We start from the raw sequence: 15,228 nt of genomic DNA on the forward strand, positions 1-15,228 counted from the left end.
AAGTATTACTCGTATGTTTTTATGTCATCTGATGCGAAAAGATGAGTTCCATTGCCACTATGATGTGCCGCATGTTGCATAGATTTTGCTAATGCTTTTGCTGAAACAGGTTTGTATTTTTTGAGTGGTCCAATCAAAATAGGGCTCATTAGCTTGGCGACGAAAATGCCAATCTTTTCACCTACTCTTCTTTCGGCTCTATCACCCATAATAAAAGAAGGTCTGAAAATACAGAGACAAGGATATCTTAATAAAGCCAATGCTTTTTCCAGCTGGCCTTTTGTTCTGCTATAAAAAATGGAAGATCTCTCATCAGCGCCTACTGCACTGATCACTAAAAATTTTTGTGACCCTGCCGCTAATTGCAGTGCAGCGATCTTTTGAGGATAGATGAGATCTACTTGTTTGAATGCATCCTGAGATCCGGCTTTTTTGATGGTAGTACCTAAGCAGCAAAAAACATCAGTTGCATCTATCGCACCATCCAGTCGCTCAAAATCAACGATCTGCTGTACCAATTTGGGATGACTGATATGCACGGGTTTTCGAACATAGATGGTTATTTGAGCGTACAAAGGATCATCCAACAACAATTCTAACAAGTGTTGTCCCGTTAATCCGCTAGCCCCTACGATAAGTGCGGTCTTTTGCTGCATGGAGATTTTTAAAGCTAAGATAGGATTGTGAGTAGTGAATAGTCAGTAGGGAGTATGATATTTTATTGTTTTTAGTTTGAACTCACTACTCACCACTGACTATTCACTATCTCACAATTTACTACCTTTACTCCATGTCTAATCCTAATTTGAACAGAGATCCGATGAACTTGAGTGCTGCTGAAAAGGAGTTTGAGAATGCCATACGTCCGGCAGAGATCAATGACTTTTCTGGACAGCCGCAATTGATCGAAAATCTGGTCATTTTTATCAAAGCAGCTAAGTTGCGTGGCGAAGCATTGGATCATATTTTATTTCATGGTCCACCGGGATTGGGTAAGACTACACTCAGCAGGATTGTAGCGAATGAATTGGGGGTGAATATCAAAGAAACTTCGGGACCGGTGATTGAGAAACCGGGCGATCTGGCGGGCCTGCTTACCAATCTTCAACCCAATGATGTGTTGTTCATTGATGAGATCCATCGCTTGAGTACAGTGGTGGAGGAATATTTGTATGCTGCTATGGAAGATTTCAGGATCGATATCATGATCGATTCCGGTCCCAATGCCAGAAGTGTACAGATCAATTTGAATCCATTTACATTGGTGGGTGCAACAACAAGAAGTGGATTATTGACAGCACCATTATTATCACGTTTCGGGATCAAATCAAGGTTGGAGTATTATCATGCAGAAACTTTGAAAAAGATCATAGAAAGAAGTGCTGCGATTTTAAATACCGGTATCCTTCCGGATGCTGCTTTCGAAATAGCGAGAAGAAGCAGGGGGACCCCTCGTATAGCCAATGGTTTGTTACGTCGTGTACGAGATTTCGCACAAGTACTGAATGATGGCAAAATTGATTTAGGTATTACACAGCATGCATTGAAAGCGTTGAATGTGGATGAGCATGGACTAGATGAAATGGATAACCGTATTTTATCAGCCATCATTGATAAATTCAAAGGAGGGCCTGTAGGACTTACTACCATTGCAACAGCAGTGGGTGAGGAAGCGGGTACACTGGAAGAAGTGTATGAACCCTTTTTGATACAGGAGGGTTTTTTACAACGTACACCAAGAGGGAGAGAAGTAACATTAAAAGCCTATCAACATTTGGGAAAGGATCGTCCTTCGATGGGGAATCAGTCGGAGTTGTTTAGATAGATTTATTGCCACTGATGGCACAGAGATACACAGAAAGGGGCCGATTTAATCGACCCCTTTTTATTTATAATATTTCTGAGAGACTTTCTTTTGTGGCTTGTATGGTTGCATCAAGGTCTGCGTAAGTCAATGCGTTGTTGAGGAACCAACTTTCAAATGCAGAAGGAGGTAAGTAGATACCTTTTTTCAGCATGGCATGAAAGTATTTGTTGAATAATGCATTGTTGGCTGCAGATGCAGATGCAAAATCAGTCACAGGTTTTTCGCTGAAATGTACACTGATCATCGATCCAAATCTGTTGATGACGAATGGAGTTCCGCTTTCAGTGAGTACTTTATTTAAGCCCTCATGTAAGTAAGCTGTTTTATCATTCAGTTCCTGATAGAGCGATGGATTGTTTTTTAATTCATTCAATAAAGTATAACCTGCGATCATTGCGATCGGATTACCACTCAGTGTTCCTGCTTGGTATACATTTCCTAGTGGAGCAATTTTTTCCATGATGGCACGTTTACCGCCAAAAGCACCAACTGGCATACCTGCACCGATCACTTTACCATAAGTGATAAGGTCAGCATCCACATTCAATACTTGTTGTGCGCCGCCTTGTCCTAAACGAAAACCTGTCATCACTTCGTCGAAAATGAAAACGATGCCTTCTGCATCACAAATTGCTCTGATACCTTCAAGGAATCCGGGTGCAGGTAAAATACAACCCATGTTTCCTGCAACGGGTTCAACTATGATGGCAGCAATTTCATTTTTATGGATAGAAACCAAATTCTTAACGGCATTAAGATCATTGTAAGCACAAGTCAAAGTATCAGTAGATACACCACCTGTGATTCCGGGAACCGTTTGAATATCAAATGTTGCCAATCCGCTACCGGCTTTTACTAGAAATGCATCAGCATGACCATGATAGCAGCCTTCGAATTTTATGAATTTATTTCTGCCGGTATATCCTCTAGCCAAACGCAATGCACTCATACAAGCTTCGGTTCCACTGCTCACCATTCTGATCAGGTCAACATTGGGTGCCATACTTTTTATGAGTTCTGCCATTTCAATTTCTAACTCAGTAGGTGCACCATACGAAGTAGATAAAACAGCTTTTTCCTGAATGGCTTTCACTATGGGCTCGTAGGCATGTCCTAAGATCATAGGCCCCCATGAAGCGATATAATCAATATAACGATTACCATCAGCATCATAGAGATAAGCCCCTTTGGCTTTTTCAATAAAGATGGGCGTACCACCTACACTTTTAAAAGCTCTCACAGGAGAGTTTACCCCACCCGGAATAGATTGTTGCGCGCGTTCGAAGAGAGAGAGACTTCTATTATACATAGTTATATTTGTTGTTAATATATTGCCACAGAATGCATAGAAATACACAGAATCTTTCAGTGCTTCTCTGTGCATTCAGTGGCAATAAACTATTCGGTAATTAGTTTAATAATATCTTTTGCGAAATACGTTGCTATCATATCTGCGCCTGCGCGTTTAATAGATGTAAGGCTCTCAATGATCGCTTTTTCTTCGTTCAGCCAACCCATTTTTGAGGCTGCTTTGATCATAGCGTATTCACCACTTACCTGATAAGCACTTACCGGAACTTCTACTGCATTCTTCACTTCACGGATAATATCCAGATAGGCCATCGCAGGTTTTACCATGACGATATCTGCGCCTTCTTCCACATCCATCAACGTTTCTTTGATCGCTTCTGTTCGATTGGCGAAATCCATTTGATAGGTTTTTTTATCACCAAATCCGGGTGCACTATCCAGCGCATCTCTGAATGGACCATAAAAACAGGATGCATACTTGGCACTATAACTCATGATGCCCACTTTTGTAAATCCACTTTCTTCCAAACCATTTCTGATAGCGCCAATTCTTCCATCCATCATATCACTGGGTGCAACAAAATCACATCCGGCTTCTGCATGACTGATACTCATTTTTACCAATGCTTCTACTGTTTCATCATTTACGATCTCGCCGTCTTTTACGATACCATCATGTCCATAAGATGAAAACGGATCTAAAGCCACATCAGTCATCACAATCATTTCAGGAACTGCATTTTTGATCGCTTTGATGCTTCGCTGCATCAATCCGTTCTTGTTCCATGCCTCTTTCCCTGTATTATCTTTTAGTTCATCTTTACATTTGATGAACAGCAGTACACATCGAATACCCATCTCCCACAATGCTTTCACTTCTTTCACCGTAAGGTCTAAAGACATTCTGTAATATCCAGGCATCGAAGCGATCTCTGTTTTTACATTCTCTCCTTCATCGATAAATAATGGAGCAATAAAATCAGCCGGCTTCAATATGGTCTCCGCTACCATTGCGCGAATAGCAGGTGATTGGCGGAGGATGCGATTGCGTCGTTGTAAATACATGAATCTTTGAATTTTTGATCTTTGATTTCTTGATTTATTATTTGGTCAACTTCATTTTTAAATCAAACGTTTTATTAGCGGAAGTGAAAATGGCTGTTAGTTCATTTGCTTCTACTATTAATTGATCTATGATACTATTTGTACTAAGTTTTGTTGCTTTAATGATTTCAAGCCAATAATGTGACTCGTCGATTTCTTCCAGAACAATTTTTAATTTATGTGCAAAATCAGCCTGTGATTTCGATCTGCTTGTTGCACGATAATTTGCTCCTACCGATCCAGAAGATCGGATCAATTTTTTTGCAATCTCAAAGCCAGCAGGTGTTTTCGGCAGACATTCACAAAATAATACGATATCAATATTGAACTGTTTTGTTCTGTCTTGTAAAGTTTTCCGATTCATCCTGCAAAAATATGTTAGATCAATGCGAACGATACAGAGCGTTTGTTATGAAATAAATCAAGAAATCAAAGATCAAAGAATCACACTTATATCCATTCCTTTGGGTGTAAGCATGCTTGCCACAATTCCCATTCTTTTGAACCTTCAGCCGGTTGATGATTGTAGTCAAATCTTACTGTTGGCGGCAAGCTCATCAGAATACTTTCAATTCTTCCATTGGTCTTGAGCCCAAAGATCGTTCCTCGATCGTGTACCAGGTTGAATTCTGTGTACCTGCCTCTACGTATTTCCTGCCAATATTTATTCTCCGGAGTGAATCCAGTATGCTTTCTTTTCTCAACAATCGGAATGTAACTATCGATGAAAGCATAGCCACAGGCTTTTGCAAATGCCATCCAGAAATGAACGTCTTTATGTTCATCCGGACGCTGGTAATCGTAAAAGATTCCACCAATACCTCTTCTTTCTTGATTGCGATGCCAGTTCACAAAATATTCATCACATTCTTTTTTGAATGTCGGATAAAAAGAAGGGTCGAACTGGTCACAAGCATTTTTATAGGTCTGATGAAAGTGAATGGCATCATCCTCAAACAAGTAATAGGGTGTAAGATCGGTGCCTCCACCAAACCATCTGTCGATGACCTCTCCTTTTTCATCGTATAATTCAAACATGCGATAATTGCAATGTACGGTTGGTACGAACGGATTGTAAGGATGGATCACAAGGCTTAATCCACAAGCAAACCAGCTATGTCCATTGATCTTTAATTGTGATCGCATCAAATCTGTAACCGGGCCAAATACCACAGAAGTATTCACACCACCTTTTTCCAACACAGCACCATTGCCAATCACACGCGTGCGGCCACCGCCACCTTCTGCGCGATCCCACTTGTCTTCATGAAATCTAGCTTTGCCATCTGCTTTCTCCAATGCTGCGCAGATATCATCCTGCAGTTGTTGAATAAAGGAGATCCATTGTTCTTTTATCATAAGGTTGTATTGTTTTGTGAATTGTGAATGGTGAATTGTCAATACGATTCACCATTCACAATTCACAATTCACGAATGTCGAAATTCTTTTACCGCATCCACAAATGCTCTTGCATGATCAACAGGAACATTGGGAAGGATACCATGTCCAAGATTGGCGATATGTCTACCCGGACCAAATGCACGTAACATGTCTTTTACTTCTTTTTGAATCACGGGGATCGGTGATAGTAATTTCGCAGGATCAAAGTTTCCTTGCAGTGTTACATTATTACCTGCAAACTGACGAGCCAGTTCAGGTTTGATGCACCAGTCTATTCCCAAGCCATGCGCACCTGTAGCAGCCATACTTTCTAAACTATGCCATGCACCTTTTGCAAATACGATCGTAGGCACTTCATCTTTCAATGCAGCAACGATCTGTCGCATGTATTGTAAGGATAGATTTTCAAAATCATGAGGACTCAACAATCCACCCCAACTATCAAAAATTTGAACTGTATCAGCACCTGCTTTTACTTGTGCTTTCAGGTAAGCGATCGTGGTATCAGTGATCATTTGTAATAACTGATGTGCCAGTTCCGGTTGCGTATAGCAAAATGCTTTTGCTTCGTCAAAAGTCTTAGAGCCTTTGCCTTGCACCATATAGCATAGTAATGTCCAAGGAGCGCCTGCAAAGCCGATCAATGGAACTCTTCCATTGAGTTCTTGTTTAATGAGTTTGATGGCATCCATTACATAACCTAGTGTTTCATGAACATCCGGTACACGAACGCGTGCCATGTCTTTATTGGTTTTAATCGGATCGGGTAGTACAGGTCCTTTACTTTCGATCAACTGTACTTCCAGTCCCATAGCTTGCGGAACGACGAGAATATCAGAAAATAAAATAGCGGCGTCAACGCCAACAATATCTATTGGTTGCAACGTGATCTCACATGCCAATTCCGGTGTCTGACAACGTTCAAAGAATCCATATTTCTCGCGCAATACCATATACTCAGGAAGGTATCGTCCGGCCTGACGCATCATCCAAACAGGAGTTCTTTCAGTTGTTTCACCACGAAGGGTTCGGAGGAGTAAATCGTTTTTTAGCATAAATTATTTGTGAATGGTGAATGGTGAATGGTCAATGTTAAGAATTCACAATTGACAATTCACCATTCACAAAGTAATGAATCGCTTTCCTCACCAGTTCTTCTTTTCCCGGTGAATGAGCTGTTATGATTGAATTGTTAGTATATCTTTTAATGGCGGCTTCAGTAGTAGTTCCAATGGCAAAAAGTACAGTTGAAGTAGCGACTTTGTTCTTATTGAAAAAGCTTTCTACGGCACTCGGACTAAAAAATACGATACCATTATAAGTGGTATCTATTTTTTGATGGAGTGGGATGGTTTTGTATACGATGATCTCTTCAACACTGATACCTGCTTCTTTAAGTTTGGCAGGTAATTCATCTCTCCGCTGATCCCCACAGAAGAAAAATACTTCATCCAACTCATCGTCATCAGATAAAATGGTTTCTGCAAGTTCCGATGCATTGTTGCCCGTACCGCTTATCGCTTGTTCTCCAAAGTAGTTGCGTATCAGTTCTTGTGTTGTATTCCCCATGCAATAGATATTCCATTCAGGTACGTGCTGATCGAGCATGGTGATCACACTTTCAACAGCATTCATGCTGGTAAATACAACCGTAGCATATTGCAAAGCAATTTGTTCAATTTCTTGTTGAGTATCAATATCTTGAACTGGTTCCGTATCGATCAAGGGAATAATATCCAACTCAATGTTTTGTTCAGCTGCTTCCTGTATCAGTGACTCTTTTACAGGTCTGGTAGATAATATTTTCTTTTTACTTTCCTGCATTTCTGATTTCCTCTATGATTTCTTCAGCACCCATCGCTAAAATTTCTTGTCCTGCTTCAGTGCCTATCGCAGCGCCAACGGAAATAGGTACGGTAGTCTTGATATCAACTTTCTCACGACCATCCAATGACACCACATTACCTTGGAAAAAAATCTGATCATCCTGTATTTGTGCGAGTGCAGAAATCGGAGTAGCGCATCCGCCCATCAATTGACGTAAAAAATTTCTTTCAGCATGTGCACAGATCGCTGTTTCGTTATGATGAAGTTGCTGACAGTGATTGAAAATTTCAGTTTCTCCTTCTCTACATACGACCATTACAGCACCTTGTGCCGGAGCTGGTAACATCCAATCAAGATCGATTGCTTTTTCCGGGCGAAGATTGATTCTCTCCAATCCTGCAGCTGCGAAGATGGCGCCATGCCAATTGCTTTCTTCCAGCTTACGGAGTCGGGTGTTCACATTGCCCCGCAAATTATCAAACTGATGATCGGGATAGCGGTTGAGCCATTGTGCTTTACGACGAACGCTGCTGGTGGCGAATAGTCCATAGTCCATAGTCCATGGTCCATGGTCCATGGTCCATATCCCATTTGCATATCCTAATGCTTTAGGAACATGCTCTTCTTTATAAACTAGAATGTCTTTGTATGATGCTCTTTTTAAGACGGCTGCTTCTTGGATACCCTTGGCAAGTTGAGTCGGCACATCTTTCATCGAGTGAACGGCGATATCAATTTTATTGCTGAGTAAAGCGGCATCGAGTGTTTTAGTAAAAATGCCTTGTACACCGATCTCATACAGTGGTGTCACCAGATCAATATCTCCCTCGCTTTTAATATACACGAGTTCAGAAGCCACTCCTTTTTCTTTCAGGAGTTCCTGCACCCATGTGGCCTGCCACACGGCGAGCTGACTGTCGCGTGTCCCTATACGTACTACCTTGGTCATATCTTGGTTTAATGACTACTCGTCATGAAGTCGTTGATGGCCTCAATGTAATAACAACCGGGCTGATGTCTGTTACGCATCTTAACGGCTACATTGTTCACCACTTTCTGAATGGCTTCTGTATTGATATCTTCTGATGCTCTCCGTGAAGTTAAAAACAATCCACAGGAATGCATATCATGTAATTTTTGCTTGACCGCTTTTAAAATGGGGACATGGCGGCGTTGATGATTCCATACAGCAAACTCATTCATGTGTTTGCGTATGATATTCATCGCTTTGGGCACTTCCGCTTTTCTTTTTTGTAAGGTCTGGTCATTGATCTTCGACAGATCATCCACATTTGCCAGCAATACATTATCTTGTTGTGCCAGTGATGGATCAATATTGTGAGGAATCGAAAGATCGATCAGGATCTTTTTGCTATCAACTTTTAAATTCTTTGCTGTAATCACCGGTTGCTCAGCATTGGTGGCTACAATAATAATATCTGCTTGATGGATCTCATTCTCTAATTGGCTCCAATCTGCATACTGTAATCCCAAGCTTTCTGCCAATTCAGCCGCTTTTTCTGCAGTTCTGTTGATGAGTGTGATATTTTTTGTATCAAGATAATCAACCAGATTCTTGCAAGTGTTACGTCCGATCTTACCGGTTCCTAATAAAACGATCTTCTTATCTAAAGTGTCTGTCAATTGCTGACGAATGAATTGAATGGCAGCAAAGGAAACAGAAATAGTGCCACCACTCAGTGCCGTTTCATTTTTGATCTGCTTAGAAGATTGTAAAACGGTGTTGAATAAACGCTCGATAAAAGAGCCGATCATTCCTTTTTCTTTGGCAAACTTTATCGCCAGTTTCATTTGACCTACGATCTCATAGTCACCCAAAATCTGGGAATCGAGTCCGGCACCTACTGCAAAAATATGTTGTAAAGCTTCTTCGTCTTGTTTGATATAGCAGCGTTGAACAAAATCAGACTTGTTTCCGATGGTCACTGCACACAGAAGATCAACTAAAGTAGTTGCATCCGGTGCGATGCCATAGATCTCAGTACGGTTACAGGTGCTCAATACGAATAATTCTTTGATACCTGCTCCTTTGGCACGCTGTAAGATAATGGCATATTGTTCTGGATTGATCGCATAGTTACCGCGAACAGCTGCATCTGTCTTCTTGTAGTTGATTCCCGCTATGAAAAATTGTCCTGTCTCCATAAACTGCCACGATCCTTTTGGTCTCGCTCAAATAAGTACGCAAAGGTATCCTGCATGGTTTCTTTTAAAACATGATAAACGTCATTACATTGTCATTTCTCTGTCAGTTTTCTGATAAGCGGTGTTTTATGATGCTGAAATAAAACCCTTTCTGTTTTTGTTTCGTTCTTTTCTGCAAACAAATCTTTCAGAACTTTTAAGTAAGCGATTTGTTACTCTAACTTTGCAAACTCAAATGTGATTATGGCAACGAATGCGAAACGTGCACTCTTATTGATGAATCTTGGCTCACCTGATTCAACAGAAGTAAAAGATGTAAGAAAATACCTGAATGAGTTTTTAATGGATGGACGAGTGATCGATATCCCTTATATCGTAAGGGCATTATTGGTTCGTGGTATCATCGTTCCTTTTCGTGCGCCTAAGTCAGCTGAGGCTTACAGAAGTATCTGGACCGATGAGGGCTCTCCATTGATCGTACTCACCAAGCAATTAAAAGAAGCATTACAGCATGATATTGAGGAGCCTATCGGCATTGCGATGCGCTATGGCACTCCTTCACCCAAAGAAGCCTATGATGCTTTACTAAAAGAGCATCCTGGTCTGGAAGAAGTGGTATTATTACCCTTGTACCCGCATTATGCCATGAGTAGTTATGAAACAGCAGTGGAATATGCGAAGGAGCAGCACAAACAATATGGTTATTCATTTAAGTTGAGTGTCATCAAACCTTTTTATGATGATGATACTTATATCAATGCCTTGGCCGAATCTATCAAGCCATATACTGAGCAAGCGTATGATCATATTTTATTCAGCTACCATGGTGTGCCACAAAGACATATTCGTAAGAGTGATATCACCGGCTGTCATTGTTTGAAAGTGGAGAACTGTTGTGAAGTGGCTTCTCCGGCTCATAAAGAATGTTATCGACATCAATTGGTAGTGACCACTAAACTGGTTGCTGAAAAATTGGGGATCCCAAAAGAAAAATACAGTCTTTCTTTCCAATCAAGATTGGGTAGTGGCTGGCTACAACCCTTTACAGATAAGCGTTTGGAAGCTATGCCAGGCGAAGGTGTAAAGAAATTGTTGGTGGCATGTCCGGCATTCATCAGCGATTGTCTGGAAACCATCGAAGAAATTGGTGAGGAAGGAAAAGAAACCTTCTTGCATGCCGGCGGTGAATCATTCACGCTGATTCCTTGTCTAAATGTACACCCCGCTTGGACTGCCACAATTAAGCAATGGATGGAGGAGATCAGGAGCGGGAAGGAGGAGATGATTTTGGCGTAGTGGTCCATAGTCGATAGTCCATGGACCATGGTCTATGGACTATCGACCATATTCCGTAGCTTTCGAATATCTCAATAACCTCTCACCCATCAACCCTCATGTACGAATACCTCAAATCACTCCATATCATTTTTATAGTTACCTGGTTTGCGGGGTTGTTTTATATGCCCAGACTGTTTATTTACGCAACAGAAGCAGGCGATAAGACAGAAGTGGAGTGTAAAATTTTGCGTGAGCAGTTTTCTATCATGATGAAACGATTGTGGTATGGAATCACTTGGCCATCTGCTATTCTCACTTTGATATTCGGATTGTCTGTCTTATTTCATGGTAACTGGGATAAAGTTGTTTTTGATGTGTCAGGAAGATGGCTGTTGGTGAAACTTATTTTTGTCTTGTTTTTGTATGTCTATCACTTCTCTCTGCATCGCATTTTTAAGCAAGAGATGGCAGGTATTTATCGATATTCTTCTAATCAACTTCGTATCTGGAATGAAGTAGCTACAATTTTTCTCATCTCCATCGTCATGCTGGTTGTGGTCAAACAAAGTCTCAGTTTCGTATGGGGGCTGGTGGGGTTGATCCTTTTTGTACTGTTGCTCATGAGCGCCATTCGGGTGTATAAGCGTATAAGAGGGTAATCAATTCAAAATTCAAAATTCAAAAGTCAAAAGTGAAAGGGGCTTTTATTTTGATAATTCTTTAAGACTTCATTTCTTTAAGTTATTGATTATCAAACAGTTAAAATCTTTTTTGAATTGCTAATCATTTTTTGACTTTTGACTTTTCACTTTTGACTTTTCTCCCCTCCCTTTTCCTCCCCCACATTTCATACCTTCGCAGCCTTTAAAACCTGCCTGTTAAAGGATTACAGGCTATTTTCAAGCTGACCGAAAGACTATGAGTGCTAAATACGCTGAATTTTCAGGATTGAACCTGCCGGCTATCGAAAAAGAGATACTGGCCAAATGGAAGGATGGACAGGCTTTTGAACAAAGTGTTGCGCTTCGAGAAGGCAAAACACCTTTTGTGTTTTATGAGGGTCCGCCCAGTGCTAATGGTATGCCCGGTATTCACCACGTCATTTCGCGTACGTTGAAAGACATGGTGTGTCGCTATAAGACCATGCAAGGTTTTCAGGTAAAGCGTAAAGGTGGATGGGATACCCATGGGTTGCCTGTGGAATTGGGCGTAGAGAAAGAATTGGGTATCACGAAGGAAGATATCGGCAAGAAAATTTCTGTTGAGGATTATAACCAAAAGTGTCGTGAGGCTGTAATGCGCTACAAAGACATTTGGGATGATATCACTACCAAAATGGGATACTGGGTTGATCTGAATGATCCCTATATCACTTTCGACAACAAATACATTGAATCACTGTGGTGGATATTGAGTCAGTTGTACAAAAAAGGATACTTGTACGAAAGTGTATCTATTCAACCATATTCACCGGCAGCAGGAACAGGATTGAGTTCGCATGAATTGAATCAGCCGGGAACTTATAAGGATGTGAAGGATACAAGTGCAGTGGCGATGTTTAAAGCCATCAAGAGTGTAAAGACTCAGTTCTTATTTGATGCTGCAGGTACTGATGAAGTATTCTTCATGGCTTGGACAACCACTCCATGGACACTTCCTTCCAATTTAGGATTGACAGTTGGTCCGAATATTGATTATGTACTGGTTCAAACTTTCAATCCCTATACACATTTGCCAGTATTTGTTGTACTTGCAAAAGCCTTGCTGGGTAAGTATTTCAAGCCGGAAGGAGAGAACGGTGATTTTGGAGGATACAATGCAGAAGTAAAATTATTGCCTTGGAAAATCATCACTGAATTTAAGGGAGCTGCTATTGAAGATGCTACTTATGAACAATTGCTTCCTTATGAAGCCAACTCACCATCTGTGGTTGAAGAGATCACACCCGGTGCAAAACCATTCCGCGTTTTATGTGGTGATTTTGTAACAACAGAAGATGGTACCGGTATCGTTCATACTGCTCCTGCATTTGGTGCAGATGACTACAAAGTTGGCCAGAGATACAATATCGGTATTTTGACCATGGTGGATAGGGAAGGAAAATTTGTAGATGGGTTGGGAGAGTTCAGTGGTCGCTATGTCAAGAATTACAAAGACGAAAAAGATTATGTAGATGTGAATGTGGACATCTGCGTAAAACTAAAAAAAGAGAACCGCGCATTTAAAGTTGAAAAATACGAACACAGTTATCCGCATTGCTGGAGAACCGATAAACCCATTCTGTATTATCCGTTAGATGCTTGGTTCATCAAGACCACTGCTGTGAAAGACAGAATGGTGGAATTGAATAAGACCATCAACTGGAAACCAAAGAGTACCGGTGAAGGACGTTTTGGTAATTGGCTGGAAAACATGGTGGACTGGAATTTGAGTCGCAGTCGCTATTGGGGAACGCCTTTGCCTGTATGGCGTACAGAAGATGGTAGTGAAGAAGTTTGTATTGGTTCCATCGAAGAATTGAATGAAGGTATTCGCAAAGCCAATGAAGTATTGGGTGGAGATGTCAACAAGAATTATTTGCATGAAGGCATCCTTGATCTGCATAAACCTTATGTGGACGAGATCGTGTTGGTGAGTCCTTCAGGTAAACCGATGCATCGTGTACCGGATCTGATCGATGTATGGTTTGATAGTGGAGCCATGCCTTATGCGCAATGGCATTATCCTTTTGAGAATAAAGAGTTGGTGGATAAGGGACAATCATTCCCTGCAGACTTTATCGCAGAAGGTGTTGACCAAACGCGTGGTTGGTTCTATACTTTACATGCCATTGGTGTAATGTTGTTTGACAGTGTGGCTTATAAAACCGTTGTGAGTAATGGATTGGTGTTGGATAAGAACGGAAATAAAATGAGTAAGCGTTTGGGTAATGTGGTGAATCCGTTTGAAACCATTGAAAAATACGGCGCTGATGCAACACGTTGGTATTTGATCACAAATGCATCACCTTGGGATAATTTAAAATTTGATCTGGCAGGTATTCAGGAAGTACAGCGTAAGTTCTTTGGTACTTTATACAATACCTATCAGTTTTTTGTTTTGTATGCAAACGTTGATGGATTTGCATTTAAAGAAGCGCCCATTGCGTTGGCAGACAGACCTGAGATCGATCGCTGGATCCTTTCTTCACTTAATAGTTTGGTGAAAAAGGTAACGGCTGCGATGGATGATTATGAACCCACCATCGCCGGAAGAGCCATCGAAGAATTTGTGGATGAGCATTTGAGTAACTGGTATGTGCGTTTGTGTCGCCGCCGTTTCTGGAAGGGCGACTATGAAACAGATAAGATCAGTGCTTATCAAACTTTGTATGAATGTTTGGAGACGATCGTAAGATTGATGGCACCTATTTCTCCATTCTTCAGTGATGCGGTATTCCGAAACCTGAATGCAGTAACGGGTCGATTTAATATAGCATCTGTTCACCATGCAGATTTCCCTGTGGCCAATGAAGCTGCGATCGATGAAGTGTTAGAGGAGAGAATGCAATTGGCACAGGATGTTTGTTCGTTGGTATTATCACTCCGTAAAAAAGTTAATATCAAAGTACGACAGCCTTTACAGAAAGTATTGATCCCGGTACTTGATCCGAATATGAAACATCAGTTGGAATTGATCGAAGATTTGATCAAGGCTGAAGTGAATGTCAAGGAAATGGAATACATCACGGATACGGAAGGTATTATCAAGAAAAAGATCAAGCCTAATTTCAAAGCGCTAGGAACCAAACTGGGTGCTAAAATGAAAGCAGCGGGTGCATTGATCACGGGTTTTGGTCAGCATGAGATCGCTACTATCGAGAAAGCGGGTCAAATAGACCTGAATTTGGATGGGGAGATCATTACCATTCTGTTATCTGAGGTGGAGATCGCTGCGGAAGATATTCCGGGCTGGAGTGTGGCAGGGAAGGGTAGTTTGACCGTAGCGTTGGATATCACCCTTACGGAGGAGCTGAAACAGGAGGGGGATGCCAGAGAATTCGTCAATCGGATACAAAATATCAGGAAAGAAAGCGGTTTTGAACTCACAGACCGTATATTCGTGACCGTTCTTGAGGCAGAAGGCCTTAAGGAGTCCATTGTTAAGTATAACGATTATATTTGCCGCGAAATTTTGGCAGATGTCATTCAATGGGTACCTGAATTAAATGATGGTACTGACATTGAGGTCAATGACACCCTGTTAAAAGTGGTAGTAAACAAAAAAGGATAAA

Annotated in this window: 13 protein-coding genes; 4 read left to right on the forward strand and 9 right to left on the reverse strand. The window is 41.1% G+C overall.

Annotated features, from left to right (window positions below; translation table 11 throughout):
• Positions 1–5: 5 nt before the first annotated feature.
• Positions 6–656, reverse strand: a complete 651-nt coding sequence (locus tag ABXG83_RS12550) for an NAD(P)H-binding protein (RefSeq protein ID WP_353549211.1) — start codon at positions 654–656, stop codon at positions 6–8.
• Between the two features lie 134 nt (positions 657–790).
• Here ABXG83_RS12550 and ruvB point away from each other — a divergent pair, with 134 nt between their 5' ends.
• Entirely contained in the window at positions 791–1,825 is a 1,035-nt protein-coding gene (ruvB, locus tag ABXG83_RS12555; protein ID WP_353549212.1) for a Holliday junction branch migration DNA helicase RuvB, read from the forward strand.
• A 64-nt stretch (positions 1,826–1,889) separates the two neighbouring features.
• On the opposite strand, the gene hemL is transcribed toward ruvB, so the two are convergent.
• From hemL to hemA, 8 genes are all read right to left on the reverse strand, one after another.
• The gene (hemL, locus tag ABXG83_RS12560) at positions 1,890–3,176 is read right to left on the reverse strand and encodes a glutamate-1-semialdehyde 2,1-aminomutase (RefSeq protein ID WP_353549213.1); all 1,287 of its coding nucleotides are present in this window, start codon (positions 3,174–3,176) and stop codon (positions 1,890–1,892) included.
• A gap of 89 nt (positions 3,177–3,265) precedes the next feature.
• A complete protein-coding gene (gene hemB / locus ABXG83_RS12565) occupies positions 3,266–4,243 on the reverse strand; it encodes a porphobilinogen synthase (protein ID WP_353549214.1) in 978 nt (325 codons plus the stop codon).
• A 37-nt stretch (positions 4,244–4,280) separates the two neighbouring features.
• Positions 4,281–4,646, reverse strand: a complete 366-nt coding sequence (locus ABXG83_RS12570; RefSeq protein WP_353549215.1) for a four helix bundle protein — start codon at positions 4,644–4,646, stop codon at positions 4,281–4,283.
• Positions 4,647–4,732: 86 nt separating this feature from the next.
• Entirely contained in the window at positions 4,733–5,641 is a 909-nt protein-coding gene (hemF, locus tag ABXG83_RS12575) for an oxygen-dependent coproporphyrinogen oxidase (RefSeq protein WP_353549216.1), read from the reverse strand.
• A gap of 69 nt (positions 5,642–5,710) precedes the next feature.
• On the reverse strand, positions 5,711–6,739 hold the full coding sequence (gene hemE, locus ABXG83_RS12580) for a uroporphyrinogen decarboxylase (RefSeq protein ID WP_353549217.1): 1,029 nt from the start codon (positions 6,737–6,739) through the stop codon (positions 5,711–5,713).
• A 37-nt stretch (positions 6,740–6,776) separates the two neighbouring features.
• The gene (locus tag ABXG83_RS12585) at positions 6,777–7,508 is read right to left on the reverse strand and encodes a uroporphyrinogen-III synthase (RefSeq protein ID WP_353549218.1); all 732 of its coding nucleotides are present in this window, start codon (positions 7,506–7,508) and stop codon (positions 6,777–6,779) included.
• Positions 7,495–8,460: a hydroxymethylbilane synthase gene (gene hemC / locus ABXG83_RS12590; protein WP_353549219.1), complete on the reverse strand. Its 966-nt coding sequence runs from the start codon at positions 8,458–8,460 to the stop codon at positions 7,495–7,497. The genes ABXG83_RS12585 and hemC overlap by 14 nt, the downstream gene beginning before the upstream one ends.
• Positions 8,461–8,468: 8 nt before the next feature.
• Positions 8,469–9,677 (reverse strand): glutamyl-tRNA reductase, encoded by a 1,209-nt coding sequence (gene hemA / locus ABXG83_RS12595; protein ID WP_353549220.1) that lies wholly within the window; start codon positions 9,675–9,677, stop codon positions 8,469–8,471.
• A gap of 243 nt (positions 9,678–9,920) precedes the next feature.
• Between hemA and hemH the strand changes: the two genes are divergently transcribed.
• From hemH to ileS, 3 genes are all read left to right on the forward strand, one after another.
• Positions 9,921–10,973: a ferrochelatase gene (hemH, locus tag ABXG83_RS12600; protein WP_353549221.1), complete on the forward strand. Its 1,053-nt coding sequence runs from the start codon at positions 9,921–9,923 to the stop codon at positions 10,971–10,973.
• Positions 10,974–11,071: 98 nt separating this feature from the next.
• Positions 11,072–11,614: a CopD family protein gene (locus ABXG83_RS12605; RefSeq protein ID WP_353549222.1), complete on the forward strand. Its 543-nt coding sequence runs from the start codon at positions 11,072–11,074 to the stop codon at positions 11,612–11,614.
• 259 nt (positions 11,615–11,873) lie between these two features.
• Positions 11,874–15,227 carry an isoleucine--tRNA ligase gene (gene ileS / locus ABXG83_RS12610; protein WP_353549223.1) on the forward strand — a complete coding sequence of 1,118 codons (3,354 nt, stop codon included), beginning with the start codon at positions 11,874–11,876 and terminating at the stop codon, positions 15,225–15,227.
• Position 15,228 lies beyond the last annotated feature (1 nt).

The sequence above is a fragment of the Sediminibacterium sp. KACHI17 genome (genome assembly GCF_040362915.1).
In the GTDB taxonomy this organism is placed as follows: Bacteria; Bacteroidota; Bacteroidia; order Chitinophagales; family Chitinophagaceae; genus Sediminibacterium.